General features: G+C 37.9%; 22 protein-coding genes, 3 tRNA genes and 2 pseudogenes. 13 read left to right on the top strand and 14 right to left on the bottom strand.

Annotated features, from left to right (window positions below; translation table 11 throughout):
- Window positions 1-107 precede the first annotated feature (107 nt).
- From G6Q48_RS12955 to G6Q48_RS12965, 3 genes are all read right to left on the bottom strand, one after another.
- Window positions 108-183 (bottom strand) — tRNA-Asn (locus G6Q48_RS12955).
- Window positions 184-482: 299 nt separating this feature from the next.
- Window positions 483-558: transfer RNA gene (locus G6Q48_RS12960), tRNA-Asn, on the bottom strand.
- Window positions 559-693: 135 nt separating this feature from the next.
- The gene (locus G6Q48_RS12965) at window positions 694-1,197 is read right to left on the bottom strand and encodes a YlaC family protein (RefSeq protein ID WP_166266855.1); all 504 of its coding nucleotides are present in this window, start codon (window positions 1,195-1,197) and stop codon (window positions 694-696) included.
- Between the two features lie 479 nt (window positions 1,198-1,676).
- On the opposite strand from G6Q48_RS12965, the gene cspE reads away from it, so the two are divergent.
- From cspE to mgtA, 4 genes are all read left to right on the top strand, one after another.
- Complete coding sequence (cspE, locus tag G6Q48_RS12970; RefSeq protein ID WP_004909801.1) at window positions 1,677-1,889, top strand: transcription antiterminator/RNA stability regulator CspE; 213 nt, start codon at window positions 1,677-1,679, stop codon at window positions 1,887-1,889.
- A gap of 103 nt (window positions 1,890-1,992) precedes the next feature.
- Window positions 1,993-2,184: a protein DsrB gene (gene dsrB, locus G6Q48_RS12975; protein ID WP_181489861.1), complete on the top strand. Its 192-nt coding sequence runs from the start codon at window positions 1,993-1,995 to the stop codon at window positions 2,182-2,184.
- 395 nt (window positions 2,185-2,579) lie between these two features.
- Window positions 2,580-3,278 carry an MgtC family protein gene (locus G6Q48_RS12980; RefSeq protein WP_042847948.1) on the top strand — a complete coding sequence of 233 codons (699 nt, stop codon included), beginning with the start codon at window positions 2,580-2,582 and terminating at the stop codon, window positions 3,276-3,278.
- A 149-nt stretch (window positions 3,279-3,427) separates the two neighbouring features.
- Window positions 3,428-6,130, top strand: a complete 2,703-nt coding sequence (gene mgtA, locus G6Q48_RS12985; RefSeq protein ID WP_166266857.1) for a magnesium-translocating P-type ATPase — start codon at window positions 3,428-3,430, stop codon at window positions 6,128-6,130.
- Between the two features lie 165 nt (window positions 6,131-6,295).
- Here mgtA and G6Q48_RS12990 read toward each other — a convergent pair whose 3' ends face one another.
- On the bottom strand, window positions 6,296-6,604 hold the full coding sequence (locus tag G6Q48_RS12990) for a DUF5339 domain-containing protein (protein ID WP_102139566.1): 309 nt from the start codon (window positions 6,602-6,604) through the stop codon (window positions 6,296-6,298).
- A 1,058-nt stretch (window positions 6,605-7,662) separates the two neighbouring features.
- On the opposite strand from G6Q48_RS12990, the gene fliZ reads away from it, so the two are divergent.
- A complete protein-coding gene (gene fliZ / locus G6Q48_RS12995) occupies window positions 7,663-8,181 on the top strand; it encodes a flagella biosynthesis regulatory protein FliZ (RefSeq protein ID WP_102139567.1) in 519 nt (172 codons plus the stop codon).
- Between the two features lie 236 nt (window positions 8,182-8,417).
- Here fliZ and putA read toward each other — a convergent pair whose 3' ends face one another.
- On the bottom strand, window positions 8,418-12,401 hold the full coding sequence (putA, locus tag G6Q48_RS13000; protein WP_166266859.1) for a trifunctional transcriptional regulator/proline dehydrogenase/L-glutamate gamma-semialdehyde dehydrogenase: 3,984 nt from the start codon (window positions 12,399-12,401) through the stop codon (window positions 8,418-8,420).
- 498 nt (window positions 12,402-12,899) lie between these two features.
- Between putA and putP the strand changes: the two genes are divergently transcribed.
- Entirely contained in the window at window positions 12,900-14,384 is a 1,485-nt protein-coding gene (gene putP, locus G6Q48_RS13005; protein ID WP_102139569.1) for a sodium/proline symporter PutP, read from the top strand.
- Window positions 14,385-14,452: 68 nt separating this feature from the next.
- On the opposite strand, the gene cycA is transcribed toward putP, so the two are convergent.
- Entirely contained in the window at window positions 14,453-15,853 is a 1,401-nt protein-coding gene (gene cycA, locus G6Q48_RS13010; protein WP_102139570.1) for a D-serine/D-alanine/glycine transporter, read from the bottom strand.
- A 255-nt stretch (window positions 15,854-16,108) separates the two neighbouring features.
- On the opposite strand from cycA, the gene G6Q48_RS13015 reads away from it, so the two are divergent.
- A tRNA-Lys gene (locus tag G6Q48_RS13015) sits at window positions 16,109-16,184 on the top strand.
- 34 nt (window positions 16,185-16,218) lie between these two features.
- On the opposite strand, the pseudogene G6Q48_RS13020 reads toward G6Q48_RS13015, so the two are convergent.
- Window positions 16,219-16,934 (bottom strand): annotated as a pseudogene (locus G6Q48_RS13020) (site-specific integrase); the annotation flags it as partial.
- On the bottom strand, window positions 16,907-17,344 hold the full coding sequence (locus G6Q48_RS13025; protein ID WP_166266861.1) for a PD-(D/E)XK nuclease-like domain-containing protein: 438 nt from the start codon (window positions 17,342-17,344) through the stop codon (window positions 16,907-16,909). The gene G6Q48_RS13025 and the pseudogene G6Q48_RS13020, both read right to left, overlap by 28 nt.
- A gap of 349 nt (window positions 17,345-17,693) precedes the next feature.
- Here G6Q48_RS13025 and G6Q48_RS22805 point away from each other — a divergent pair, with 349 nt between their 5' ends.
- Window positions 17,694-17,825: a hypothetical protein gene (locus G6Q48_RS22805; RefSeq protein ID WP_256372931.1), complete on the top strand. Its 132-nt coding sequence runs from the start codon at window positions 17,694-17,696 to the stop codon at window positions 17,823-17,825.
- A 26-nt stretch (window positions 17,826-17,851) separates the two neighbouring features.
- On the opposite strand, the gene G6Q48_RS13030 is transcribed toward G6Q48_RS22805, so the two are convergent.
- A complete protein-coding gene (locus tag G6Q48_RS13030) occupies window positions 17,852-17,995 on the bottom strand; it encodes a hypothetical protein (protein ID WP_166266863.1) in 144 nt (47 codons plus the stop codon).
- A 172-nt stretch (window positions 17,996-18,167) separates the two neighbouring features.
- Between G6Q48_RS13030 and G6Q48_RS13035 the strand changes: the two genes are divergently transcribed.
- Window positions 18,168-18,557 (top strand): hypothetical protein, encoded by a 390-nt coding sequence (locus tag G6Q48_RS13035; protein WP_102139573.1) that lies wholly within the window; start codon window positions 18,168-18,170, stop codon window positions 18,555-18,557.
- Between the two features lie 178 nt (window positions 18,558-18,735).
- On the opposite strand, the pseudogene G6Q48_RS13040 reads toward G6Q48_RS13035, so the two are convergent.
- The 5 genes and pseudogenes from G6Q48_RS13040 to G6Q48_RS13060 form a co-directional block, all read right to left on the bottom strand.
- Window positions 18,736-18,966 (bottom strand): annotated as a pseudogene (locus G6Q48_RS13040) (ORF6N domain-containing protein); the annotation flags it as partial.
- A complete protein-coding gene (locus G6Q48_RS13045) occupies window positions 18,963-19,232 on the bottom strand; it encodes a phage antirepressor KilAC domain-containing protein (protein WP_331001551.1) in 270 nt (89 codons plus the stop codon). The pseudogene G6Q48_RS13040 and the gene G6Q48_RS13045, both read right to left, overlap by 4 nt.
- Window positions 19,233-19,465: 233 nt before the next feature.
- Complete coding sequence (locus tag G6Q48_RS13050) at window positions 19,466-19,735, bottom strand: hypothetical protein (protein ID WP_102139576.1); 270 nt, start codon at window positions 19,733-19,735, stop codon at window positions 19,466-19,468.
- 147 nt (window positions 19,736-19,882) lie between these two features.
- A complete protein-coding gene (locus G6Q48_RS13055) occupies window positions 19,883-20,878 on the bottom strand; it encodes an acetyltransferase (RefSeq protein WP_207393037.1) in 996 nt (331 codons plus the stop codon).
- 528 nt (window positions 20,879-21,406) lie between these two features.
- The gene (locus tag G6Q48_RS13060) at window positions 21,407-21,853 is read right to left on the bottom strand and encodes a hypothetical protein (protein WP_102139578.1); all 447 of its coding nucleotides are present in this window, start codon (window positions 21,851-21,853) and stop codon (window positions 21,407-21,409) included.
- Window positions 21,854-23,510: 1,657 nt separating this feature from the next.
- Between G6Q48_RS13060 and flhD the strand changes: the two genes are divergently transcribed.
- The 4 genes from flhD (at window position 23,511) to motB (ending at window position 26,357) form a co-directional block, all read left to right on the top strand.
- Window positions 23,511-23,861, top strand: coding sequence for a flagellar transcriptional regulator FlhD (gene flhD, locus G6Q48_RS13065; RefSeq protein WP_166266869.1), 351 nt, complete (start codon window positions 23,511-23,513; stop codon window positions 23,859-23,861).
- Window positions 23,858-24,448: a flagellar transcriptional regulator FlhC gene (flhC, locus tag G6Q48_RS13070; RefSeq protein WP_102139579.1), complete on the top strand. Its 591-nt coding sequence runs from the start codon at window positions 23,858-23,860 to the stop codon at window positions 24,446-24,448. The genes flhD and flhC overlap by 4 nt, the downstream gene beginning before the upstream one ends.
- A 96-nt stretch (window positions 24,449-24,544) precedes the next feature.
- Window positions 24,545-25,432, top strand: a complete 888-nt coding sequence (motA, locus tag G6Q48_RS13075) for a flagellar motor stator protein MotA (protein WP_004909829.1) — start codon at window positions 24,545-24,547, stop codon at window positions 25,430-25,432.
- A 7-nt stretch (window positions 25,433-25,439) separates the two neighbouring features.
- On the top strand, window positions 25,440-26,357 hold the full coding sequence (motB, locus tag G6Q48_RS13080; protein WP_166266871.1) for a flagellar motor protein MotB: 918 nt from the start codon (window positions 25,440-25,442) through the stop codon (window positions 26,355-26,357).
- The last annotated feature ends 43 nt before the right edge of the window (window positions 26,358-26,400 follow it).

Raw genomic sequence — 26,400 nt, forward strand, 5'->3', positions numbered from 1 at the left:
CTGCTTTGGAAACACAATAAGAGTAGTAAGCAGAGCAATATTAATAAGTGAAATTTTCAGATAGATACAGATAGCAAAAAGCCCGCATTAAGCGGGCTTTTTAAATTTGGCTCCTCCAGCTGGACTTGAACCAGCGACATACGGATTAACAGTCCGCCGTTCTACCGACTGAACTATGGAGGAATTGCTTTGTTCCTGAGAACGAGGCGCATATTACCCATCCTGTACACTGTTGTAAAGCACAAAAACGAAAAAAATAGCCAAGTGAGTGTTAAGTAATCGATTTGGTGATTATCTATCCCAATAAGTGATGGTTTGGCCCATATTATGCGGCTTATAAAAGATGCTAGGGGGTAATTGATAATAAAGGTGAATGCTTCAATGCAGCGCAGTGCAGTAGTAAGGGATATATCAAACAGAGAGCAAAAACAGAAAGTAAAGACAGATAGCAAAAAGCCCGCATTAAGCGGGCTTTTTAAATTTGGCTCCTCCAGCTGGACTTGAACCAGCGACATACGGATTAACAGTCCGCCGTTCTACCGACTGAACTATGGAGGAATTGCTTGTTCCTGAGAACGAGGCGAATATTAACGATATCATCTCAGGCTGTCAATCATAAAAACAGAAAAAATATCTAACTGTTCATTCACTGCACATTATGATGAAGTTTTACTCTAGTTAATTGATATTGAATTAATTTTGAGCCGCAAGCGTGCCAGGTAATTGCGGAGAAACTTCAGGGTAAGCGACGTGATAGATATCATAAAATGAAATCATTCCCTTTAAAGCAATTAAACGTGATATTTCTTGTTTGATAGCAGGGCTAACATCTTGTGAATCAATAATTTTGCTTATTGCATTATCAGAAACTGGTTCAGTGACAAACCATTCCCCGTTATAACAAACACGTAAATCTAGCACACCAATATCTTCAAAATGATAAACAGGCTTAATGTCAAAAAGTAGCACACTGGCTAACACAATAAAGAGGATGGTGATACCCAGAGCCCAATAAGGGCCAAAATAAGGGGCATACCAAAGAATAATGGCAAGAGGGACATAAGCTGCAACCATGCCGACACATAAATAAGGGTGATTGGCAAGAAATTGGCTATTAAAATAAGGTTTCCCATCACGGTTTTCACGTTTATTGATGGTATCCAAATCTTCGACGAGTATTTGTTTGATAATATCCATGTGTATAACTCTCTGTCAGATATCTATACTAGGAGGGTATCACGAGCAATTGAGATTGTTATATATCAGTTAAAAAAAATATTTACACAGATTGTCATCGTATCAGATAATTCTTACTGACATAGAGTGAGTTGCTGGCTTTTTAAATTAAAGTTTTCTTTAAATTATCAACTAAATGCAACGATTTTGTTAACGTTATAGTCGATAAAAGTGATGTAATCGAAAAAACGGCATATTTTTCAGGTTTGCTCGTATAAAATAGTTGCTATTATCTTTAAGTCATGAGTTAATGAGTATCGGCCTGTTTAGCAGTCCTATTTGATGTATGATTACTGAGTTAGTGTGTTCTAAAGAAAAAAGTTATCACAGATAGCCTTTGACCGTGACGCTTCATCTTGGTGTTTCCCTGATTAAATAGTTGACTCTGGCCCGTATATGCCAAAAGGCAAGTTTTTTTGATGTTATATAGGAAAAGTCAAATGTCCGACAAAATGAAAGGTCAAGTTAAGTGGTTCAACGAGTCTAAAGGCTTCGGTTTCATCACTCCAGCTGATGGTAGCAAAGACGTTTTCGTCCACTTCTCTGCCATTCAGGGCAATGGTTTCAAAACTCTGGCTGAAGGTCAGCAAGTTGAATTCACCATTGAAAACGGTGCAAAAGGCCCAGCAGCTGCTAACGTAACTGCTATCTAAGCTAATTGCTTAACTGATTTTCTAAAGCCCGTCATTTTTAATGACGGGCTTTTTCGTATGCGCTACATTTATGGTTAACTTATTTTGTTGGGAAAAGAGTGTTATGAATATTAATGACCGTGTTTATGTAAAAACAGACGGAGAAGAGCGCCGAGAAGGTACTATTTTACTTATCGAACCTTTTAATGAAGGGATAATGTATTTAATTGCATTACCTGATTACCCTGAAGGTATTTGGTTCTTTAATGAAAAAGAAGGTGATGAAGGGATTTTTGTTACGCCAGTTGAAAGATAAGTTTCAATTTAATGGACACTTTGTTCTTTACTTAATAATTTTCCCCACTTATACTCCTCCCATCTTTTACTTAGGAGATTATTACTTGGACAGTCAGAGTTGGAATAAAAACTTAATTTAATGGCAAGCCAGTAATCTTCTTTTCTTTTTGCTGCTTGCCACGACGGCGGGCGGTATCTGATGTTTCCTCATCACACTACTCCCTTATAATTGTATTTAATTAAATAGCGTATTATAGCTGTATTGAGTGTGTATCATGTTGGTATATATTTATTCTCTATTTCCTCCAGGCAATAGCTAATGGTTTTTGAGTAATTTATTTTACTCAAAATATAGCTATATGCTTTTTATTAAGCATATAAATCATTATCCAAGTTATTTTTGGAGGGATTATCATGCTTTTTTCCCCTGATATTTTAAATTTACTGTCTGCTATGTGTTTTGGTGCATTAATTGGTGCTGAGCGCCAATGGCGTCAACGAATGGCGGGTTTGAGAACGAATGCACTGGTTGCAACTGGCGCAGCCGTGTTTATTTTAAGTTCTGTAACGACATCACCAGATAGTCCCGGGCGTATTGCCGCTCAAGTGGTGTCTGGAATTGGTTTCCTTGGGGCGGGAGTAATCATGCGTGAAGGCATGAACATCCGAGGGCTAAACACTGCGGCAACACTTTGGTGTTCTGCGGGGATCGGTGTTTTATGTGGATTAGGGCAATACTCTCTGGCATTGATGGCGACGTTATTAATTTTATGCGCCAATATTTTGTTAAGAGAAGCCGCTTCACGAATTAATAAGCAACCACAACAGCAAGCACTCGATGTAGAACAACGTTATAAAATTCGTGTCATGTGCCATCAAACGGATGAAATCTTAGTAAGAACACTTATTTTACAAGCAATTAACGGATTACATATTCGGTTGCGATCGTTAAGCAGCGCAGACACATTGAAACCTGAACAGCTGGAAGTGTGTGCTGAATTTCTCGCGACACCTGCCGAGCAAAAAGAAATTGAAGCATTGGTATGCAGAATAAGTCTTGAGCAAAGTGTTAGTGCTATCAATTGGAAAGTGGCATCAGAGCTACCTGCCTGATGACTTTAAATTAACTCACTATAGGAGCTGAAATGGACGACCACCCTCCGTCATGGAGATATAAATTGGAGCTATCCTACTGATAATAATTTAATTTTATTTCAGTTGGATAGCGTAAAAATCACGAGTGTTGTATTCGAGACAACGTTATGACTGAAATAAGAGAACCGCGCAAAAGCGTCAAAGCGGCTGCACGCCAAAAATTTATTGTTGGCGAACAAGCGAGTAAAAACATTGAGCAAGTGCTCAATGAATATCAAACAAATTTATTAGGCTTACCAGAGAATGAGGCAATGGATCGCCTTGTTACTGAAGGCGAAAATGAAGTTGCTCATGAAAAAGCCCCTCCAGCATGGAAACAATTGATCTCTTCTTTTAAAAATCCATTCATATTCGTACTGATTATATTAGCCATTGTGAGCTTTTTTACGGATTATGTTATTCCCAAACGTCAAGGCGAAGAAACAGATTTAACCGGGGTGATTATTATCGTCACGATGGTTTTATTGAGTGGATTTTTACGTTTTTGGCAAGAGTATCGAACCAATAAAGCCGCAGAAGCCTTGAAATCCTTAGTTCGTACGACAGCGACTGTATTTCGGCGTGATAATAAAACGGGGCGTTCTGTTCGAAAAGAGGTACCAATTAAATGCCTAGTCCCTGGGGATATTGTGTTGTTATCCGCAGGAGATATGGTTCCTGCTGACCTAAAACTTGTTGAATCAAGAGACTTGTTTATCAGCCAAGCCATTCTAACAGGGGAATCAATACCTGTAGAAAAATATGACACATTGGGTGATGTTTCAGCTAAAAGTTTAGAACCTGTATCGCCAACAGAAAATGAATTGTTAGAAATTTCAAATATCTGCTTAATGGGAACCAATGTTACCAGTGGTACAGCGCGTGGAATTGTAGTAGCAACGGGCGGAAAAACCTATTTAGGCTCACTGGCCAAATCGATTGTGGGAAGCCGTGCGCAAACATCGTTTGATCGTGGTGTGAATAGTGTCAGTTGGTTATTGATCCGTTTTATGTTAGTCATGGTACCAATTGTATTGCTTATCAATGGGTTTACAAAAGGAGATTGGTTCGAAGCGACATTATTCTCACTGGCTGTTGCCGTGGGGCTAACGCCCGAAATGTTACCGATGATTGTAAGCTCAAACTTAGCCAAAGGGGCAATCGCCATGTCGAAACACAAGGTGATTGTCAAAAGGTTAAATGCGATACAAAACTTTGGTGCGATGGATGTGCTGTGTACGGACAAAACGGGAACATTAACGCAAGATCGTATTATTTTAGAACATTATTTAGATAGTAATGGGCAGAAAAATAGTAAAATTTTGCAATTAGCCTGGCTAAACAGCTTTCACCAAAGTGGTGCTAAGAACATGATGGATCAGGCTATTATCCGTCGAGGTAGAGGTAACAGCGAAGTTGAGCAGCTAAAAGCATTCCAGAAAATTGATGAATTGCCCTTTGATTTTATTCGACGCAAATTGTCAGTAACTGTGAGAACACCGGAAGGTGAAGCCCTACTTATTTGTAAGGGAGCGGCTGAGGAAATGTTAGCTGTTTGCCAAAGTTACCAACAAGATGGTGAGCTTCATTTACTGGATGACCAAGCAAGAACAAAAATTACTGAGCTAGTGAGTGACTATAACAGACAGGGATTTCGTGTATTGTTACTCGCTACTCGTCATTTGAATAAAGCGGAAGCCAGCTTACCGCTTTCGGCTCAAGCTGAGTATCAGTTAGAATTACAAGGCATTTTAACTTTTCTTGACCCTGCAAAAGAAAGTGCAATTTCAGCTATTGCTGCACTACGTGAAAATGGTGTGACGGTTAAGGTGTTGACGGGTGATAATGCGATTATTACTGAAAAAATTTGTCATGATGTTGGTTTAAATATCAGTGAAATCATGACCGGCTTAGAGGTTGAAGAGCTGACAGACGAAGGGTTGAGCCAAAAAGTTGAACAGGTTTCAGTTTTCTGTAAATTAACACCGCTGCAAAAATCCCGTATTTTAAAACGGTTACAAGCTAATGGACATACGGTTGGTTTTCTTGGTGATGGGATCAATGATGCGCCTGCGTTACGTGATGCTGATGTGGGAATTTCAGTTGATACAGGGACGGATATTGCTAAGGAGTCTGCGGATATTATCCTACTTGAAAAAGATTTGATGGTATTAGAGCAAGGGGTGATTAAAGGACGAGAGACTTTTGGTAATATTATTAAATACTTAAACATGACCGCGAGCTCTAACTTTGGTAACGTATTTTCTGTATTAATTGCGAGCGCATTTATTCCCTTCCTACCGATGCTAGCCATTCATTTGCTCGTTCAAAACTTGCTGTATGATATTTCCCAGCTTGCATTGCCATGGGATAAAATGGATAAAGAGTTTTTAAAGCGCCCCCGCAAATGGGATGCAAAAAATATCGGCCGCTTTATGATTTGGATTGGGCCAACATCATCTATCTTTGATATTACGACTTTCGCACTAATGTGGTACGTGTTCCAAGCGAATAGTGTTGCTCATGAAGCGTTGTTCCAATCGGGTTGGTTTGTTGAAGGGTTACTTTCACAGACGCTAGTTGTTCATATGTTAAGAACACAAAAAATACCGTTTATACAAAGTACTGCGGCACTACCTGTTATGCTAACAACGGGGTTAATTATGGCTCTTGGGTTATATATTCCATTTTCTTCATTTGGTGAAATGATAGGATTACAACCGTTACCAATAGAATATTTCCCATGGCTAGCACTTACATTAGTGAGCTATTGTGTTGTCGCTCAGCTGATGAAGCAATTTTATATCAAACGTTTTGGAACTTGGTTATAAAATAGCGTTAAAAGGGGGGAGGTCCAATAACCTCTTATCTGTTTTGTTAGGTATCTAGTGTGGGTTATTTAATATTTACTGTAACTCATTAATATTCAAAAAATAAAAAGAGCCATAATGACAATGGCTCTTTTTGATCTTACAGAATAAAAAGAATAGGGCTTATTACAGACCTAAAGCAGTTTTCATCTGTTTCATTGCATCAATACCTTGTTGGCAAGCTTTATCTTGTTGATCTTTAGGTAGTGCAGCAACTTGTTTTTTACCTTCTTCCAGCTGACCTTTCATTGCATCTAGCTGAGCTTTTGCTTGCGGGTTTTCTGAAGCTTTAGCAATTAAGCTATCAACTTCAGCGAAGTAAGCATTACAAGTTTCAGTTGCACCAGCAACTTCGCCTTTTTTCTCTTCTTCCGAACAAGCAGTGATTGTCAGTGCCAATAACCCCATACCACAAGCTAAAATTAACTTTTTCATAATCAACCTTATTAAAATTATTTATTTATATAACGAATTGAGTATATAAGAGATGTTTTTAATATCAAACGTGACAAATCCTAAAATAATATTTTAGCTAGCTAATTAAATTTTAATTTGATTAGGCTATCGTATTTTATTTGTAGGCATTCTCACTATATAACTTCATGGGTTTAGGTAAATCTTTTTTTATCATGCGGTTATGGTATCTCTTTGACTGCTCTACGTATATTTAGAGTGATTGGTGGATAACGTAATTGAAGTTAGAGAGAAAAAAGTTAAAGGCGAGTTTGCAAAAGAAGGATAGGTGGCGTTACGGTCTCTTAATTTAATAAACATATTTTTTGGCAATAATTATGCTTCAGCCATCACCATAGAATTATGTTTAATACGTGGATTTACCTATGCTGAGTGCCCGTATCAGCGTTTTAATATCGAAATAACATTTTTTATATGAAATTAAATGTATTAAAAAATCGTTTATTTGTAACAAAATATTTACGGTCGAATGATACGTTTTCACTATGAAATATTTACAGAATTAATGGCTGTTCATTTAAGATGCAATTATAGATGTGAAAAGTGAGCTACTTCACAAATTTAAGAATAAAACCTTTGTATCAGTATAAGTTTGATTTTTAAATTAAATTTTCTTTGTACGCAGATGAAATTATCAGGTAGAGTCTTTGTTTTTAAGCGAACTAATATGTCAGTATCGCTTAACTAATGGTTAATGATAGGTGTACAGAGTTAACGACAACTAAGTTAATTTTGTTGACGCTAACTCAAATTCATACCAAAATTGACTCACCGTAGAAATTCGCCAAAGAGCGAGAGACGGGTTAGAATGTGTTTAACAAAGGGTAATAACTTTTCTTACTGTACATTTTTAGTGTGATCAATTCACTAAAGGTAAAGTAAGAATATATGATATGGGTTCACCATATCGCCATGCAACATAGCAGATATTATATTAATGCTATGGGCATACAATGTATGTAGCCTGATGTATTTGGTTACAATTTTATATTTAGACTTACACACAGGGCTTTACCATTATGTCTGCTTCTATTGTAAAGAAACGGCCTCTGAGTCGTTACATCAAAGATTTTAAACACAGCCAAACTCATTGTGCACATTGTCACAAGACTCTTGATCGCATCTCTTTAGTTTTCAACGATGACATCTTAAATAAAGAAGCTATCGCTGATATGACTGAATTGGTCGATGAAGGTGCCTGGGGGGAGCTGCAAGATAAATTTACTGCACTTTGTCGTTTTTGTAGTGAAATTTATTGCAATAGCAATACTGATTATTTTGATATTATGTCATTTAAACAGTATTTATTCTTACAGACTGAGATGAGCCATAGTACTGTTCGTGAATATGTTGTTCGCTTACGCCGTTTAGACGAACTGTTATCGTCCTCTAATTTTTCTATGAAAGAATTTACTGCAAGTAAAGTTCAAGATGAGTTAAGTGAGAAAATGACAGATTCTGCATTTAGTAATTACAATATTGCATTACGTAAATATGAACAGTATTTATTCTGGGAATCAGAAAAACGCAATAATTAGAATGACATATTGAAAATAAGTATCGCTATTTTCATTGTTGTTTTTAAGCAATGGTGTCCTCATGGGCACCTTTTATGTTTTTAGCGTGCAGGTATCTGGGATAGCATTTATCTGATAGGAACGATGACTGTTGTTGTTATGAGATAAATGTATTTTTAAACAAATATATTTTTAAACAAAGATACTGTGATATATGGCCTGACCATCGTAGATAACGAGGTCAGGCTTTTTGTTTATTATCCTATTGTCATTAAGTTAGCATTACCGCCTGCTGCAGCGGTATTGACACTCAGTGAACGTTCATGAAGTAAGCGTTCAGTCAGAAGATTAATTTCACCGCGTTCGAAGCCTTGTACTGAAATAATTGGCCCTTTACGTTGTGCAACTACCGCGCAAACCTCTTTTAGCTGATCGCTATCACCATGATAAATAACGCCTTCGATTGGCTCTTTAGTTTCTATCCAGTTTTTAGTTAGCGATATGGTTTTTCTCACTTTTTCAGGCAGTGATTTGAACAGCTTCTGATGGAGCTCACTATCTGGCCATAACACCTGACAACCCGCAGAAAGTACAGCGGTTAGCTGGGTTAAACAATCTTGTTCATTATCACTAAGGCATAAAATCAAACCACGAGGGCGCAAGGTATAGGTATTTCTTTCTCCCGTTGGGCCCGGTAATACACGGGTGGTTCCTGTTTGGCTATGGCGTGTAAATAGCTCAATTACGGAAGGCGAAATAGCCGAGTTTTGTTTTTCAGACCATTGTGTAAGTGCTTCAAATGGCTCAAGTAAAATAGTTCTGGCACTTGCATCCATAGGTAAATGGCTATCTTGTCGCTCTAAAGTATTTGAAACAGCATTATCTGGGCGTTCGCTTAATAAACGGTAAAGATATAATGGACCACCTGCTTTAGGACCAGTCCCGGATAAACCTTCACCACCAAAAGGTTGCACGCCAACAACGGCACCAACCATATTTCGGTTTACGTACAGATTGCCAACTTTAGCTTTTGAAACGACTTGGTTGATAGTTTCATCGATACGAGTGTGGACACCCAATGTCAGCCCATAACCTGCAGCGTTAATTTGTTCAACGAGTGCTTCTAGCTCATCTCGTTTAAAACGCACAACGTGAAGAACAGGGCCAAAGATCTCTTTTTTCAGTTCACTTACATCATCAAGTTCTATTAATGTCGGCTTAACATAGGTTCCTTCCATTTGTTCTTGCTGATCATCATGGTTCTCAAATGCAGCTTGGAAAACAGATTTCCCTTTACTGCGCATTTTCTGAATATGTTGATCGATATTCTCTTTTGCTTCACGGTCAATCACAGGGCCAATATCGGTTGATAAATGCTCTGGATTCCCCATGCGGCACTCTTCCATTGCGCCTTTTAACATACGAATGGTTCTATCTGCGACATCTTCTTGGATACATAGAATGCGCAGTGCCGAACAACGCTGACCCGCACTATCAAATGCAGATGCGACAACATCAGTGACAACTTGTTCTGTGAGTGCAGAAGAATCAACTATCATTGCATTTAACCCGCCAGTTTCTGCAATCAGAGGGGTAGGGCGGCCTTGTGCATCTAGGCGTCCTGCAATATTACGTTGAAGTAACCCTGCGACTTCTGTTGACCCAGTAAACATGACCCCTCGAACACGAGTGTCGCCAACGAGTTGAGCGCCAATGGTTTCACCTTTACCCGGTAAAAATTGCAGTACATCGCGAGGAATACCCGCTTGATGCAAAATAGATACTGCGATAGCACCGATTAATGGTGTTTGTTCAGCCGGTTTCGCGAGTACGGTGTTACCTGCTGCGAGAGCGGCAGCAATTTGTCCTGAAAATATTGCTAATGGGAAGTTCCATGGGCTAATACAGACCACAGGCCCTAAAGGACGGTGCGTATTGTTATCAAAATCATTTTTGACTTGGGTTGCATAGTAATTAAGAAAATCTACCGCTTCCCTAACCTCTGCAATCGCATTGTTGTAGGTTTTACCTGCCTCACGCACTAAAATATCTAACAGCGGCTGTAGCTGTTGTTCCATTAGATCAGCCGCACGTAATAAGATAGCAGCTCGTTCAGAAGGCGGGGTTGCAAACCAGATAGTACCTGCATCGTTAGCCGTATTTAATGCATGTTCAGCTTCTTGTTCTGTTGTTTCGCGAACGTGGCCGACAATATCTTTATGACAAGCCGGGTTAGTAATCGGTGTTGCTTCAGGTAACGCTTGCGAAGCTTGGAAATCACCCCCTAACAGTGGTTCTGCGATTTTTTGCTGCATAGCCGCACTCAGTAGGGCACTTGATAACGAAGCCAGTCGATGTTCGTTTGATAGGTCAAGCCCCATTGAATTCACACGTTCTAGGCCGTACAGATCACGTGGTAATGGAATTTTTGGATGCGGTAAGCCAATTTGCCCTTCAGTTTTTGACAGTTCTAAAACATCTTTGACTGGGTCGGCAACTAATTCATCGAGAGGAATAGTGGCATCAGCGATACGGTTTACAAATGAAGTATTTGCGCCATTTTCTAATAATCGACGCACTAAATAGGCTAATAAAGTTTCGTGTGTACCAACAGGTGCATAAATACGGCAAGGGCGGTTTAGTTTGCCATCAGCGACTTTACCAACAACTTGCTCATAAAGTGGCTCGCCCATTCCATGTAGACATTGGAATTCGTACTGGCCAGGGTAATAATTTTTACCTGCAATTTGGTAGATAGCTGAGAGGGTGTGTGCGTTGTGCGTTGCAAATTGTGGGTAAATTAAATTGGGAACCGATAGGAGTTTTCGCGCACAGGCAATATAAGAAACGTCAGTATACACTTTACGCGTATAAACTGGGTAACCTTCTAGTCCATCCATTTGAGCGCGCTTGATTTCACTGTCCCAATAAGCACCTTTTACTAAGCGGATCATTAAACGACGTTGGCTGCGTTCAGCCAAATTTATAATTGAATCAATCACAAATGGGCAGCGTTTTTGGTAAGCCTGGATAACAAAGCCTATCCCATTCCAACCCGCAAGTTGTGGTTCAAAGCAGAGTTTTTCTAGCAAATCTAAAGAGATTTCTAAGCGGTCAGCTTCTTCGGCGTCGATATTAATCCCCACATCGTAATGATGTGCTTGTAATACGAGGGATAACAGGCGTGGATAAAGCTCTTCCATTACGCGAGAGTATTGTGCACGGCTATAACGTGGATGCAGTGCCGATAGCTTAATTGAAATACCCGGGCCTTCGTAGATACCGCGGCCATTTGATGCTTTACCAATAGCATGGATAGCCTGCTGGTAAGACACCATGTAATCTTGCGCATCTTTTTCCGTTAATGCGGCTTCCCCTAGCATATCGTAAGAATATCGGAAGCCTTTATCTTCGAGTTTGCGTGCGTTAGCGAGTGCTTGGGAGATAGTTTCGCCAGTGACGAATTGCTCTCCCATAAGGCGCATTGCCATATCAACGCCTTTGCGCACTAGTGGCTCACCACTTTTACTGATGATGCGATTAAGTGAGGTTGATAGTTTTGCTTCATTATGTGTAGAAACTAGCTTACCCGTAAACAGCAATCCCCAAGTTGCGGCATTGACAAACATTGAGCTACTTTGGCCAAGGTGTGATTGCCAATTCCCATTGCTAATTTTGTCACGGATAAGCGCATCTCGCGTTGCTTTATCAGGAATGCGCAATAAGGCCTCTGCGAGACACATTAATGCGACACCTTCTTGAGATGAAAGTGAAAATTCTTGAAGTAGACCTTGAACTAAGCCTGAACGGCCGATGCCATTTTTTTGATTACGCAGTTTTTCAGCGATTGAATACGCTAATTTATGAGCGGCTTCAGCTTGTTCTGTAGGGAGTTGTGCTTGTTGCAATAACATTGGCACAGCTTGTGTTTCAGGAATTCGGTAAGCAGAAGTAATTGCAGAGCGTTTTACAGATTGTGGTAAAATGTGCTCTGCGAAATCTAAGAATGGTTGATAGTTAGATTCAACAGTGGTGTCTTCATCAGAAGTTTGATTTTCTTTTACATCGATACCGGGTGATAGCTCTGGAAAGGCTTGGCCATTATCGAGTTGTTCTAGGTAATTATAAATAGCTTGTTTGATAAGCCAATGTGATGTGCGGTCAAGACGCTGAGCGGCATTTTTAATGCGTTCACGAGTTGCTTCATCAAGTCTCACACCCATAGTTGTAGTGCTACTCATCTTAATTCCTCTAGGTCACGAGTCATTTTAATCAAAAAAGTTACACCACATTATCTTAATGTTGCAACTTTGTGCAACATTGTTAAGTGTGGTTTCTGAAGGAAATGTGAAACATATCGAGTTTTTTAAGTTTTAATAATTTCAATTAAATTAGTGTTTATTTAATTATTATATTTTACATGTGGTTACGTTTTATTTTTTAGGCGGGACAGTTAAACATCTGATTGTGAATTTTAGTTTAAATTTTAACATTTGTGATATGGATTCTATTTATGCAATAAAAAATAGTTAATTTCTTGTTAATTTAATATGAGTCTGTCTAGGATGGGGCAGTTAAGATATTAAGTTAGTGCAACACAAACAATCACAACCTATTTGGTGTTAGTGCAGATAAATTAAATATGTGCAATAAAGTGCAACACCATGAAGTTACAAGTTATCAACGGCAACTTATAAAGATAACTAATAATTTTAAAGCTACTCAATGGAGAAAACAGGATGACTGTAAGCACTCCGATGATCATTATGTTCGTCGTATATATTACTGGCATGTTACTAATTGGCTATATAGCCTATCGCTCAACTAAAAACTTTGACGATTATATTCTGGGTGGACGAAGTTTAGGCAGTGTCGTAACTGCATTGTCCGCTGGAGCCTCAGATATGAGCGGTTGGTTGCTTATGGGGTTACCGGGTGCGATTTTCTTAGCCGGGATTTCTGAAAGTTGGATTGCTATCGGTTTGAGTCTCGGTGCATATCTTAACTGGTTATTTGTTGCAGGGCGTTTACGTGTCCAAACAGAAAAAAATAATAATGCACTAACATTACCTGATTATTTTACGAGCCGTTTTGAAGATAATAGTAAGATTTTACGTATTATTTCTGCTGTTGTTATTTTAGTTTTCTTTACGATTTATTGTGCATCAGGTGTGGTCGCAGGTGGTTTATTATTTGAAAGCACATTTAATATGAGTTATGAGAAAGCGATGTGGTTAGGGGCACTCGCGACCATTGCTTACACTTTCTTAGGTGGTTTTTTAGCGGTGAGTTGGACTGATACAGTTCAAGCTTCATTAATGATCTTCGCATTGATTCTAACACCTATTGTTGTGATCCTTTCTTTAGGGGGAATAGATACCTCTATTGAAGTCATTAAAGCTAAAAACCCTGAATATCTTGATATGTTTAAAGACATGAATATTATCGCAATTCTGTCATTACTAGGTTGGGGATTAGGCTATTTTGGGCAACCTCACATTTTAGCGCGTTTTATGGCAGCAGACTCTGCGCGTACTATTCGTTCTGCTCGACGTATTAGTATGACATGGATGGTGTTATGCCTAGGTGGAACAATTGCGGTTGGTTTCTTTGGTATCGCTTATTTTGAAAATAACCCGGCTTTAGCGGGGTCGGTCATGCAAAATAATGAGCGCATATTTATGGAGTTAACGGGAATTTTGTTTAACCCATGGGTCGCTGGTATTTTATTATCAGCCATATTAGCAGCGGTAATGAGTACGTTAAGTTGCCAGTTATTAGTTTGTGCAAGCGCGTTAACGGAAGATTTATATAAGCCTTTTATCCGTAAGAGTGCGAGTCAAAAAGAGTTAGTGTGGGTAGGGCGTTTTATGGTGTTGTTGGTCGCTGCAATTGCCATTTATATTGCTCGTGACCCAAATAATAAAGTTTTGGCTTTAGTGAGTAATGCGTGGGCGGGTTTCGGTGCGGCATTTGGTCCTGTTGTTTTAATTTCTGTAATGTGGAAACGAATGACCCGTACGGGGGCACTTGCAGGAATGCTAGTTGGCGCTGTGACAGTGCTAGTTTGGATGAAATACAAATGGTTTGATTTGTACGAAATCATTCCTGGTTTCTTATTAGCAACAATCGCTATTGTTGTTGTGAGTTTAATGACTAAAGCGCCAAGTGCAGCAGCTCAAGCTCGTTTTGATGAGGCTGAGGCAGAATATAAAGCAAGCTAATCGAGCGAGCTTATAAAATCAAAAGGCCGACTAACAGTATTGTTACTCGGCCTTTTTACGCTTTATCATTAATGGTTTTTTCTACGCTTGGCGAATTGGTAACCAATAAATAATAGAATAAACCAAACTGGTGTGGCAATTAAGGCTTGTCTTGTGTCGTGCTGAAATGCTAATAACACGACCATAAAGGCGAAAAAGGCGAGGCTTAACCATGACATCACAATTCCAGCAGGCATTTTGTAATGAGATGCTTTGTGCATTTCAGGGCGTTTTTTACGGAAATTTAAGTAGCTATATAAAATCATGCTCCAAATAAACATAAAGAGAATAGCAGACACGGTTGTGACTAGCGTGAATGCATGCATGATATCAGGAATAAAATAGATCAGAACAATACCAAAACTGAGGCAGATACAAGTAAAAATTAGCCCGGTAGCAGGCACTGCTTTTTTAGATAATTGGCTAAATTGTTTTGGTGCATCACCTTCTTTTGAAAGCCCAAACAGCATTCTGCTGGTGGAAAACACACCACTATTTGCTGAAGATGCCGCAGAAGTTAGAACCACAAAGTTAACAATACTTGCCGCTGCCGGTAGGCTTATCAGGACAAACATTTCTACAAATGGGCTTTTATCGGCCAATATGGTTCGCCAAGGAGTGACAGCCATAATGACAATTAAAGATAAGACATAAAATGCAATGATCCTGATAGGGATTGCGTTGATAGCTTTTGGCAAAGATTTCTCAGGATCACGTGTCTCCGCAGCCGCCGTACCTACTAATTCAATTCCAACAAATGCAAAAATAGCAATCTGGAAGCCAGCAAAGAAGCCGCTGATCCCCATCGGGAACATTCCACCATCGCTCCAAATGTTACTTAAAGATGCAGTATGGCCAGTAGGGGATTGGAAATTCATGGCGATTAATGTGCCGCCTACAGCAATGAGAGCCACAATGGCCACAATTTTTATCATGGCGAACCAGAATTCAAGCTCACCGAATAGCCTGACAGAAACTAGGTTGAGCGTTAATAAGGTGACCACACAGATAAACGAGGTTACCCATTCAGGAAAATCAGGAGCCCAAAAGCTCACATAGGCTGTAATCGCAATGATATCGGCAATACCGGTGATAACCCAGCAGAACCAGTATGTCCAACCGACAAAAAAGCCTGCCCATGGGCCGATAAGGTCAGCAGAAAAATCACTAAATGATTTGTAGTTCAGATTAGAAAGTAGTAGTTCACCCATTGCGCGCATCACGAAAAATAGCACAAAGCCAATTATCATATATACAAAGATAATCGATGGGCCTGCGAGTGAAATGGTTTTGCCAGAACCCATAAATAAGCCAGTACCAATTGCACCACCAATTGCAATAAGTTGTATATGGCGGTTACTAAGGCTACGTTTTAGTTGATTACGATCAGTATTGGGTTGTGTTGATAGTGAATTCGCATTTTCTTCCATACTAAAGATGTCCGTAGTGGTTTGTGATAATTAGCCACAGTCTTTTTTTTAATTTTGTGGTTATGTTTGCGTGAAATATTGTGACACAAATCTCAATTAGAGTAAGGAAAAGTTATCTTGTTAGGAACGAAGTGATGTTTATTCAAGCATTAGTTTTCTTAAATTTTACATTCGCAACTTAAAATTAACTTAGGTAATAAAAATAGCAGAATCATATTGACTGTAGCAATTGTTAGGCGTTAAATAATTTGTATCGGGTTGTTAGCTCAGTTGGCAGAGTAGGTGACTCTTAATCATTAGGTCGGGGGTTCGAGCCCCCCACAACCCACCAAGATTTTCAATGAGTTAGGTGTGATTGTGATTTTTTAAATTATCTTGCGTGCCATATTCGTGCCATTCAGATTTAAAATATCATCGATGTTTTTGGCGTGTTCTTGCAAGTGAATGGGCGATAGGTGGGCATATCGTTTTACCATTTCGGTACTTTCCCATCCTCCCCTTTCTTGCAGTGCTGATAATGGCACACCAGCTTGAATTAACCAACTCGCCCAAGTATGACGCAAATTATGAAAATGAAACCCTTCAATACCAGCTTTTTTCATGGCAGAATTAAATGCCTTGTTTGCGTTAACCGTCATTGGCACTAAATCAATAACACCATTTTGCTTACGCTCTCTGACAAAAATATATTTAGTATGTTTGCCTATCTGATCCCGAATGATCTGACAAGCAGTGTCATTGAGCGAAACACCTATCGCACGATAGTTTTTGGATTGCTCAGGGTTAATCCAAGCCACTTTTCTCACTAAATCAACCTGACTCCATTCAAGGCCAAGTATATTCCCCCTTCGCAGACCAGTAGCTAATGCAAAGGTAATAACTGGCTTTAGGTAATCGGCGGCATTATCAATTAACGCCGTAGCTTGTTCTCGAGTCAGCCACTTAACTCATTAGCAGCTATTCTCAGTAGTGAGCGAATAAATGCCAAGTGTGAATACTTTGATGACTGTGAGGGAAAGCCTTTTTGTGACCCCCTGTTTTTCATCTTAGCTATCACGTTTTGGCATTCATTATTAGTGATAATCCAGTAATCGGACAGGTGGCAAACATGGATACTTCTGATTTTTCCTTTGCCGCCATGTAATCCATAAAGTCGGTATTCATCCTTGCAGACTCAATCATCGGTGTGATTGTTTCTACTTCGCCATTTATTAGAATATTGTCAGCGTTGTAGGTTTTCGCTAGCTCCTTATACTCCTTGGATGCGCGAGTTTTTATTTCTGGCTCAAGTATGAAATCAGTTTCAAATACCCCTGGCTCGAGTAATGCTGCATGAATTGCCGTTCCAATCTGCGCCGATTTACTTCCTTTAAATGGGTTAAAATACAGATTGGCAGGGCTAACGCTAATAGCTTTGACTGACGTTGAGCTTATAGCCTCATCATTGTGATAGTCTTCATTACTTAGCCCGTAAATAACTCCCTCTCTCACAATAACCTTCTTTCGCTTTTTTCAGTCTCAAAAAAAGCGCTCCATGCTTCATCTGATTCTTGAATCGTCATTTTCTGTATGACCATCGCATTCACTTCCATATTCACAGCATTCTGTGTAGCCGTTTAATTCATTTTCATACAAATAATCAATATGTTATCGATTGTAACTATGTTTATTGATTAAGTTGTTTTTGTTTTCCATTTTCTATTCCTTAAATATGCGTATTCCTCACTATTAATAGCGATATGAAATGTGTTGTGGTGGGGTATTTAGCTTTTGTCTGATTGAGAAAAAATTCTTGTAAATTATTATTGATTGATAATTTTACTTTTCTTCAGGTATAAAAATGTCACCTTACGCTGCTTTTATTATTAATTTCACTACGTTCAATGGAATGGGGTATATGCAAACATTGAGTGACCCGTTTGTAGTGTTTGATTTGGTGGTTAAGATTGGCTATATGAATGGCATGATTTGAGCCTCCTATCCAATCGCCCCTAGCCTTTAACATTGAATTGCCATCAAGTAAGCTGCGTCAGCTATCAACCCCATTTGTTCTGCCGCTGAGTCGCCAGTCTCATCAAGTTCTTTGGCTTGCCATGAGTTAGATAAGTAGCCACTCATCGCTACTGATCGGGTTACTTTCACTATCAAACCAGCATTCAGAACGAGTTATATGAAATTCTACGCCCATACAGTCACCCTTATTAAATTAGAGAAAATAAAATATCACTTAAACGCATAATCTGAAAGTGTACTTTGCTTCAATTCGCACTCCCGCTAAGCTAGCATTACTGAAACTAATTGATAGGATGGTGAGATGAAAAGAATAAATAGGTATCAAGCTGAAGATTTTATTACAACGTTGGGTGATGTAATTCTCAATTACGATGAGGTTACTGTATCCCAAAAGCACGACATTGTTATTGGGCTAGAGCCAGAGCAAGTAGACAACTTTGAAAGCTTAAAAGGTTTTATAGTAGAAATTAGCAAAGCTATTCCAGATTTTGATAATCAAGTTCAAAGGTATTTTTATCACAGAAACAAAGAATCTGACTTTCCTCACAATTTAAATGTTATTTATATTGAAGGAAATACCGTCATATTGGATTACTGGTCTGAGATGGTAAATAATCAATTCACAATGACATTTCAATACAATAGCGGGGTCTGGAAGTTGATTGATGCAAACGGTAGAAGTCCAAAATGATAACCAAATCTAGCCCGTCCTTGGGCTGGGTGGTTAGGCTAATAGCTTGCCTGATTTAGTTCCTTGCGGACTCATGAGGTTGGCGTAAATAACACCATTCATTTCTGCCAGTCTGCGCGTAACTTCATACTCTTAGGTAGGGTTAAGCTTCGCATTCTGTCCAGAGGATAAGGCTTCAAACCTTGGCTGATATTTGTAACTGACTCACTGTCAGTCGCAAATTATTGAGTGCGTCACTGACAACCTTGAAGTAATGCTTGCCTTCGATAAAGCGTTTTTTATTACGTTTAAAATTTTGCTGAATATTATTAATTTCAGTTTCATAAACGTTAGCTAAGAGTTCGGTGGTGATTACACGAAACCCGTTATGTTGAACAGGCGGTAAATTTTGAACGGTTAATGCGCTCATGCCATTACCTCCACGCTTAACAGTTTTGCTAATTTAGATAAACCTTTGGCAGTAACACGAACTTGTGACACTTGCTTATCTTCACCAGTGCGATTTTTTACTACAGAAACTTTATGCTCAAGTAAGTCTTGCTGGATTTTATCTTGATAGCCAATCCAAACCGAACCGATACGGCGGTAAATCCATTTGCTATGGCTCATTAGGTCGAACAATTTTTTAGGATTTACTTGCAATTGCTTAAGTGATCTGGTGCTAAGTATGCATATCGCAGAACCATCTCAATACTTTTCTAATCGCCCCTTTCTTGCATAGCTGATAGAGGCAAGGGAAAATTCTAGAACAAATAAGGGCACATAGAAGTGAAAATGGCAAATCCACAGATAAGTGGCTATGTGTTGCAACAAGGAATGAGTATAAAGAAGAATACGAAGTTGGAATAAAAAAATACTCCGGCGGGTTTTTTATTGCCTGAGCTGTCGTTGCCCAGGCAATAAGTTACTTATTCTATTTCCTTATTCTGTTCATATAATTTAGCGCCCTTTGCTCGCAGTTCCCCATCGACAATTTCGATAGAATCAGCTTCTACGATAATCTTTTCCTGTGACCCTTTGTCTGATTGTGTTCCGTTTAACTTAATGGTGACTTCAGGGGCACTAATAACACCATCTTTTACCTGTACAGATTCTGATGAGGTTTGTATAGAGCTGGCCATAGCGAACGTAGATAGTGTGATTGAGATTACCGCTAAAGGTGCAATATATTTGCGCATAAAACACTCCATTGTGATGAATTCAATGGGATACTATCAAATGAATATTAAATGGGTTACAAGTTTTGTAAAGGTTCTGTTCACATTATCTATGCCAATAATATATTTGACATTTAAGAGGGTGCTATTACATCCTTCATGAATTTATTATTTCAATTTATTAGAGCGAAATACTGGCTCAATAAACCAATGAATAATTGAGTTTGACGCTAATAAAAGTGCTAAACTAATTGTGACTAGAGTCGCTGTTATTATTAGGGGCAAGCTAAGTTCTATGCCTAAATAATTTAAAGTTTGTAATATAACAAAGCAAATAATAGGATGAATCAAATAAACACCTAAGGCATTGTTTGATACTTTTGCATATTTATGGGTTGATAAAGCAAAGTAAATAATGCTCAAACCTAATATTAGGCTTATTGTAAAGTTTAAAATATAGACGGAAAATGAGACGAGGAATAAATATGGACTAATTGTGTTGAATACTGATTCAAAGAAAGTCTCTCGATAATTAAGGAATAAAATAGTTAAGGTTGTTATGCAGAAAATAGAAATAATAGGAGTTTTTCTTAGCGAAGATATATTTTCATTGTTAATGAAGTAAGCTATTACAAAAAAAGGAAAGTATAAAATAACCGAGAAAAAACCTGAGATCGGCATAAGGTAAGTTTTTGTTATTAATGAAATTAATAGTGATATAGCTAAGATTGTAGATAGCTTGAATTTGTTTGATTTAACGCTTTTTGGTAGTAATAAAAAGATAGCTTGCCATATAGGTGTTGCTAAAAAAAACCAAACTCCGTACTGAGGAGAAAATAGATATGTTTTTAACGTTAACTCACCGGTAAAATAGAGTGGGAGCATATCGATTGTTTGAAACGTAAAGTAAATTATAAAAGCAGGAAGAAGGTGAGATTGTAACTCTTTCCATGTTGTATTTTTTGTTATAAATGCGACTATAAATACAAACATAGGTATTAATGTTAAGTCAAAAGCATTAATAATCAATGAATATTTGTTTTTATCAACTAAATTTAAATAAAAATTAAAAACAATTAATGAGCTTAACATTAATTTTAGTGTAGGCCAGTATGGTTGCTCGCTATTTTTTATATTTGAGATTAAGCTATTTTCTTTCTTCATACATATACCCTATCTAAAAACTAATTAATTGTACCTCATTGAGGTTTTAATTTGAAATGAATTATTTTAAGGATTATAGAATGGGTAAATACCTGTCAAATATTGATTAGTCTTTTTGCGTTACTACCTCACTATTATTGTGAAAAATTAGCTAGTTTAGGAACGGAATATAAAGTATCGCTTAATTTTTTAGCACTCAATGGCAGGATAAAATCACAGGCTATTAGAGCGCGGAACTAAAAAACTGAGAGGCTATTTGAAAGGAGAGTTGATTTTGGTTGGGAACGTAAAATTTGATTGAGTTTTGAGCAGTTAAAAAGAGGCGGTTTGAAATAGGGTACTATTATTCTGTAATGCACTGAATAAACAAGAATTATTGTAACTGCAGAGTTTGAGATGTTAGGGGCTAAATTTAACTCAAGTCTCTGCTATTACATTAGCACTTATTAGTATACGTAAGAAATCAGTAAAGGGATCCCAGTTTTTTCCATGAGATTTTCATTATATTGGCTTTGAATTATGGCTAGCTTAGCTGTTATCAAGCAATTTTTGCGTCACAGTGATTGAAGCTTCGACGCCTAATAGATATAAGGCTTGTTCTAAAAGGTCAATTTTGGATGCGTAATGAATATCTAGTAAGCGTTCTATTTGTTGTGCGTTGATGTTCAACCTGCGAGCGAGATCGACACGTTGTATTGCAGAGTTGAGAATAGCGTTATGCAAAGCAATTTTTAAGCAGCAGATTATAGGTAAATAAACAGTAAAGGTTGCATCACTTTTTGTTTGCGTTGCGAGTGGAATTGGTTTCCTGAGCTCAATATGTTCCGCAAAAGTGGCTAGCAAAATTTCTTGGGCTTCTAACTCAACGTCTTCTTTACAATAGCTAACACCCTGTAGGTCAGGAAAATCGCTAAAATTGATTTCATAAATATTTTCTTCCTCAATAAATTCAACTGCTGCTTGATAAGTGAACATGTTTTTCCTTCAAATTATATTCCAGTGTGTTAAGTGTTGCATTGGCGTATGAGGAAAACAAGTTTATCACTTCACTTCACTTCACTTAACTAGTCATTTCTTCCTTTATTTCTATGTCTATTGGCCCTGTATTTTATTCACTGGTCGTCATTGGAAATGATTAATGTGATCTTCTTAACATAAATATACCAATGTGAGAATCGTTTTATTCGGAAATTATTGAGAAATAAAGAAAACAAGTGTGAGGGCTATCGCAAATTGAAAAAATTTTTTGACCATAAAAATTGTAATAAATTAGCTTCTTTTATAAGCAGGTTCCTCACTGAATTATTTTAACTAAAAGTAATTTAATTTTTAATTTTTCATTATTCGATTAAGCGATTTTACTTAAGTTTGATTGCTGTTTAGGGTATTTTGTTAAAATAAAAGTATATAGTAATCAATGGTTACTATAACTAACGTTAATTAAATTTGAGGTGTTACGTGAAAATAGCTAAAAACGATAGGCATGAAGGCAAGTAATAATATCTTTAGTTCTTTCTATTTTAAGTGCCGATCAAATATTTTAAAAGAGATATAAAAAACATATGGAAAGCGGAATGTTCTCAATTGAAACCTTCATTTTTTGCTCTCGACTCAAAAGTGGCAGGTTGGCGTAGGTTGATCTTTTTATTAAAAAAAATGAGACTTCAGTTATTTTAGATAAAAAAGTAAATATTAATTAATCAAAAAAATTACTTTAATGAACTAATAACAAGATAATTACTTAAATTACCAAATAAGTAAAATGATCTAACAGATGCATTTAAGCTAAATAGATTTTTATTACTGGTCAATGATGTGAATTTTATAAATTTTATTAATATTGTCATATGGTGGTATTAAAATCATTGTTTAATGAATCTAATGAAAATAGAAGCGAACACTTAATATGTATGACAATATAATGAGTGTTTTTATGATAACTACGATTGAATAATTTTGAACGATGGTTGGAGTATAGATTAAACTTATTGAAAATTAATGATTAAGTTTTATTCCAATAATGCCGATAACGGCTTAATGCACTTATGTGCAACTCAGTTTCTTAATGCTAAAAATTGATTTGGATCAATATTTTGTTTTTGATGTTGTGCTTGGTTTTTTTTGCTTAGTTATCGCATCTAAAGAGTTGTTGCTTTGATTAAAATCCTGTCATTTTGCTTAGGGTGACTGAAAATGTTTTTGATATTTAGGATAAGGTGATAGAAGATAAAGAAATAATGAATATTATTTAATGAATTGATGGGTAATCATCTCATTGGTACAAAAAGAAACATAAGTACCTTGAATAGTTAATTTAGTGGTGCATAATAATTGGCGACTAATAATGACATCAGTAATTTCTGATTCTTATGGAAATCGCTAATTTTTTGGTCACTCCTTATTGTTGTAGGTATTCAGGAAATATATTTAATTTAGGTTTGGAAATTAGTGTATTTATACTCCAAATTGGGTATTTTTGAATGGATGACATGGGAAAATAATGGAATTACATTTACCCAATTTAATTACTTTTTAAATTTAATAATTTGATTACACAATACTTTCAAATTCATATTTGTTCTTTTTGCACACAGATCGCACAGATGTTGATAATATTCGGAAAGGAAAAAAAATGAGCTCGACGACAGATTTTCTGAAGCATATATACGATATTAACCTCTCATATTTGCTATTAGCCCAAAAACTCATCTCTCAAGAGAAAGCCTCTGCGATGTTTCGTCTAGGTATCTCTGATGCAATGGCAAATACTTTAGCAGACCTTACACTTCCTCAATTAGTCAAATTAGCAGAGACAAACCAGCTAATCTGCCAGTTTAGATTTGATAATAGTGACACAATTGAAAAGCTAACCCGTGATTCAAGAGTTGATGAATTACAACAAATTCATACAGGTATTTTACTTTCGACCCGATTATTGCAAACGCATAATGAGGGCGACACCGAAATAGCGAGAAAAAGATGAGTACCTCAGCTGAAAAAAGTATTGTCCAAGAAGCGAATGATATTCGACTAGCCATGGAATTGATCTCTTTAGGCGCTCGCCTTCAAATGTTAGAAAGTGAAACTCAAATCAGTCGTGGCCGTTTAGTTCGTTTATATAAAGAGCTGAGAGGTTGCCCTCCACCAAAAGGGATGTTGCCTTTCTCCACAGATTGGTTTATGACGTGGGAACAGAATATTCATTCATCCATGTTCTATAATGCTTATCAATTTTTACTTAAAAGTGGCCAATGTCGCGGTGTTGATGCCATATTACGAGCATATAGATTATATCTTGAACAGTGTATACCAGAACCCGGTGAAGAGCCTTTGTTGGCTTTAACACGTGCTTGGACCCTAGTCCGTTTTGTGGAAAGTGGTATGTTACAAAGTTCACAATGTAGTTGTTGCCATGGTTCTTTTATTACCTACGCACATATTCCTGAAAATAGCTTCACTTGCAGTTTATGCCAACCGCCATCACGGGCAATAAAAAAACGTAAACTTTCCGAGCATCTAGCCGATATTACGGTATATCGACAGGATGGCATTACTAAAGCGGTAATGTAATTGGATTGATTTGGTTAACAGGCAAAGGTTTTGCCTGTCACTCCTAATATTCCCTTTGACTGCCATCTGTTAACCAACGGAGTGAAAGGGAATATTGTGTTAATACTCATCGGGTATATCATTGTTACAGTTGCGGTTATTGGCGGATACTTAATGGTCGGTGGCCATTTAGGTGCGCTTTATCAACCCGCTGAATTTGTCATTATTTTAGGTGCAGGTTTAGGTGCCTTTGTTGTTGGTAACAGTGGCAAATCCATCGTCGCCTTGTGCAAAGTATTACCAAAACTCTTCCGTCGTTCCTCCTACAATAAAACAATGTCAATGGACTTAATGGCGCTGTTATTTCAATTACTGAATAAATCACGCCAACAAGGGCTGCTAGCACTTGAAAAAGACATTGATAATCCAAGTGAAAGTGAAATTTTTTCCCAATATCCCCGTATTTTAAAAGATGAGTCCACCATGATGTTTATCGTGGATTACTTACGTCTGATGGTGAGTAGTAACTTACAAAGCCATGAAATTGAAGCTTTAATGGATGAAGAGTTAGAAACCTTTCGTCAAGAAAATGAAGTGCCAGCTTCAGGTTTAAATATGGTCGGTGACTCTATGCCAGCTTTTGGGATCGTTGCGGCTGTTCTGGGGGTTGTTAATGCCTTGGGCTCAGCGGATCGCCCTGCGGGTGAGTTGGGGGCTTTAATTGCCCATGCAATGGTCGGGACATTTCTAGGTATTTTAGTGGCTTATGGCTTTATTTTACCTTTAGCTGCACTGATTAGGTTGCGTAGTAGTGAACAACTGAAAATGATGGAATGCATTAAAGTGACTTTCCTCTCAGCATTGCAAGGCTACGCTCCTCAAATAGCGGTTGAATTTGGCCGCAAGGTGTTATTCAGCGCAGATAGGCCTTCATTTGTTGAACTCGAGGATAAAGTTCGAGAAGTGAAAGTAGGTGCTCGCTCACAAGAAACAACAGAGGAGTAACTAACGGATGGCAGCCAATACACCTCATGTTATTCGAGTTAAAAAGCGCAGTTCGCATCAGCAAAACGGGCATGGTGGTTCATGGAAAATCGCTTATGCCGATTTTATGACAGCGATGATGGCGTTTTTTTTAGTGATGTGGCTGATCTCAATTTCAAGTCCTCAAGAGTTAACACAAATTGCTGAATATTTTCGCACCCCCTTAAGTACAGCTATCAACCCAGGAAGTAAAAGTGGCGATGCCACAAATCCGATCCCTGGTGGGGGGAAAGACCCTATTTTTCGTGATGGGGATGTGATGCCTGAACCTAATAATATTATTGATGGTAATGCAAATTATCGTTTTGAGAAATTAAAAGAGTCTCTTGAGCAGGCTATTTTAAAAGATCCGCGTTTGAACGAATTAAAGCCCCATTTACTGATTGACATGATTAATGATGGGCTACGTATTCAAATTGTTGATAGTGAAAATCGACCGATGTTTAAAGTGGGTTCGGCAGCGGTTGAACCCTATATGCGCGACATTTTGCGTGCAATAGCGCCACTTCTTAATGATGTACCAAACCGAATTAGTGTCTCTGGGCATACCGATGATCTGGCTTATGCCAACGGGGCTAATTATAGCAACTGGGAATTATCATCAGATCGTGCAAATGCTTCGCGCCGCGAGTTGATCCGCGGTGGAATGGATGAAAACAAAGTCTTACGCGTTGTGGGGATGGCTTCAGCCATTCATTTAGATAAAGAAGATGGCTTTGCCCCGATCAACCGTCGGATAAGCATCATTGTGTTGAATGATGAAGAAACTAAACAAATTCTCCGTGAATACGATGGCGCGAAGCCGATTAATGATGTGCTCAATAAACCGCAAAAGCCCATGTCAGAAACGGCCGTGGGTGTTGTTGCTGCGGTGAAAATACCGTGATGAATTGCTGTTATTTGAATTTATTACATAACTTGTTTAGTTG

The sequence above is a fragment of the Providencia sp. M-27 genome (genome assembly GCF_011077905.1).
In the GTDB taxonomy this organism is placed as follows: domain Bacteria; phylum Pseudomonadota; class Gammaproteobacteria; order Enterobacterales; family Enterobacteriaceae; genus Providencia; species Providencia huaxiensis.

What these genes read in the sequence shown, in the direction of transcription:
- G6Q48_RS12965 (WP_166266855.1), bottom strand. Translation starts at nt 1,197, where the DNA reads ATGGATATTATCAAACAAATACTCGTCGAAGATTTGGATACCATCAAT.
- cspE (WP_004909801.1), top strand. Translation starts at nt 1,677, where the DNA reads ATGTCCGACAAAATGAAAGGTCAAGTTAAGTGGTTCAACGAGTCTAAA.
- dsrB (WP_181489861.1), top strand. Translation starts at nt 1,993, where the DNA reads ATGAATATTAATGACCGTGTTTATGTAAAAACAGACGGAGAAGAGCGC.
- G6Q48_RS12980 (WP_042847948.1), top strand. Translation starts at nt 2,580, where the DNA reads ATGCTTTTTTCCCCTGATATTTTAAATTTACTGTCTGCTATGTGTTTT.
- mgtA (WP_166266857.1), top strand. Translation starts at nt 3,428, where the DNA reads ATGACTGAAATAAGAGAACCGCGCAAAAGCGTCAAAGCGGCTGCACGC.
- G6Q48_RS12990 (WP_102139566.1), bottom strand. Translation starts at nt 6,604, where the DNA reads ATGAAAAAGTTAATTTTAGCTTGTGGTATGGGGTTATTGGCACTGACA.
- fliZ (WP_102139567.1), top strand. Translation starts at nt 7,663, where the DNA reads ATGTCTGCTTCTATTGTAAAGAAACGGCCTCTGAGTCGTTACATCAAA.
- putA (WP_166266859.1), bottom strand. Translation starts at nt 12,401, where the DNA reads ATGAGTAGCACTACAACTATGGGTGTGAGACTTGATGAAGCAACTCGT.
- putP (WP_102139569.1), top strand. Translation starts at nt 12,900, where the DNA reads ATGACTGTAAGCACTCCGATGATCATTATGTTCGTCGTATATATTACT.
- cycA (WP_102139570.1), bottom strand. Translation starts at nt 15,853, where the DNA reads ATGGAAGAAAATGCGAATTCACTATCAACACAACCCAATACTGATCGT.
- G6Q48_RS22805 (WP_256372931.1), top strand. Translation starts at nt 17,694, where the DNA reads ATGTCACCTTACGCTGCTTTTATTATTAATTTCACTACGTTCAATGGA.
- G6Q48_RS13035 (WP_102139573.1), top strand. Translation starts at nt 18,168, where the DNA reads ATGAAAAGAATAAATAGGTATCAAGCTGAAGATTTTATTACAACGTTG.
- G6Q48_RS13050 (WP_102139576.1), bottom strand. Translation starts at nt 19,735, where the DNA reads ATGCGCAAATATATTGCACCTTTAGCGGTAATCTCAATCACACTATCT.
- G6Q48_RS13055 (WP_207393037.1), bottom strand. Translation starts at nt 20,878, where the DNA reads ATGAAGAAAGAAAATAGCTTAATCTCAAATATAAAAAATAGCGAGCAA.
- G6Q48_RS13060 (WP_102139578.1), bottom strand. Translation starts at nt 21,853, where the DNA reads ATGTTCACTTATCAAGCAGCAGTTGAATTTATTGAGGAAGAAAATATT.
- flhD (WP_166266869.1), top strand. Translation starts at nt 23,511, where the DNA reads ATGAGCTCGACGACAGATTTTCTGAAGCATATATACGATATTAACCTC.
- flhC (WP_102139579.1), top strand. Translation starts at nt 23,858, where the DNA reads ATGAGTACCTCAGCTGAAAAAAGTATTGTCCAAGAAGCGAATGATATT.
- motB (WP_166266871.1), top strand. Translation starts at nt 25,440, where the DNA reads ATGGCAGCCAATACACCTCATGTTATTCGAGTTAAAAAGCGCAGTTCG.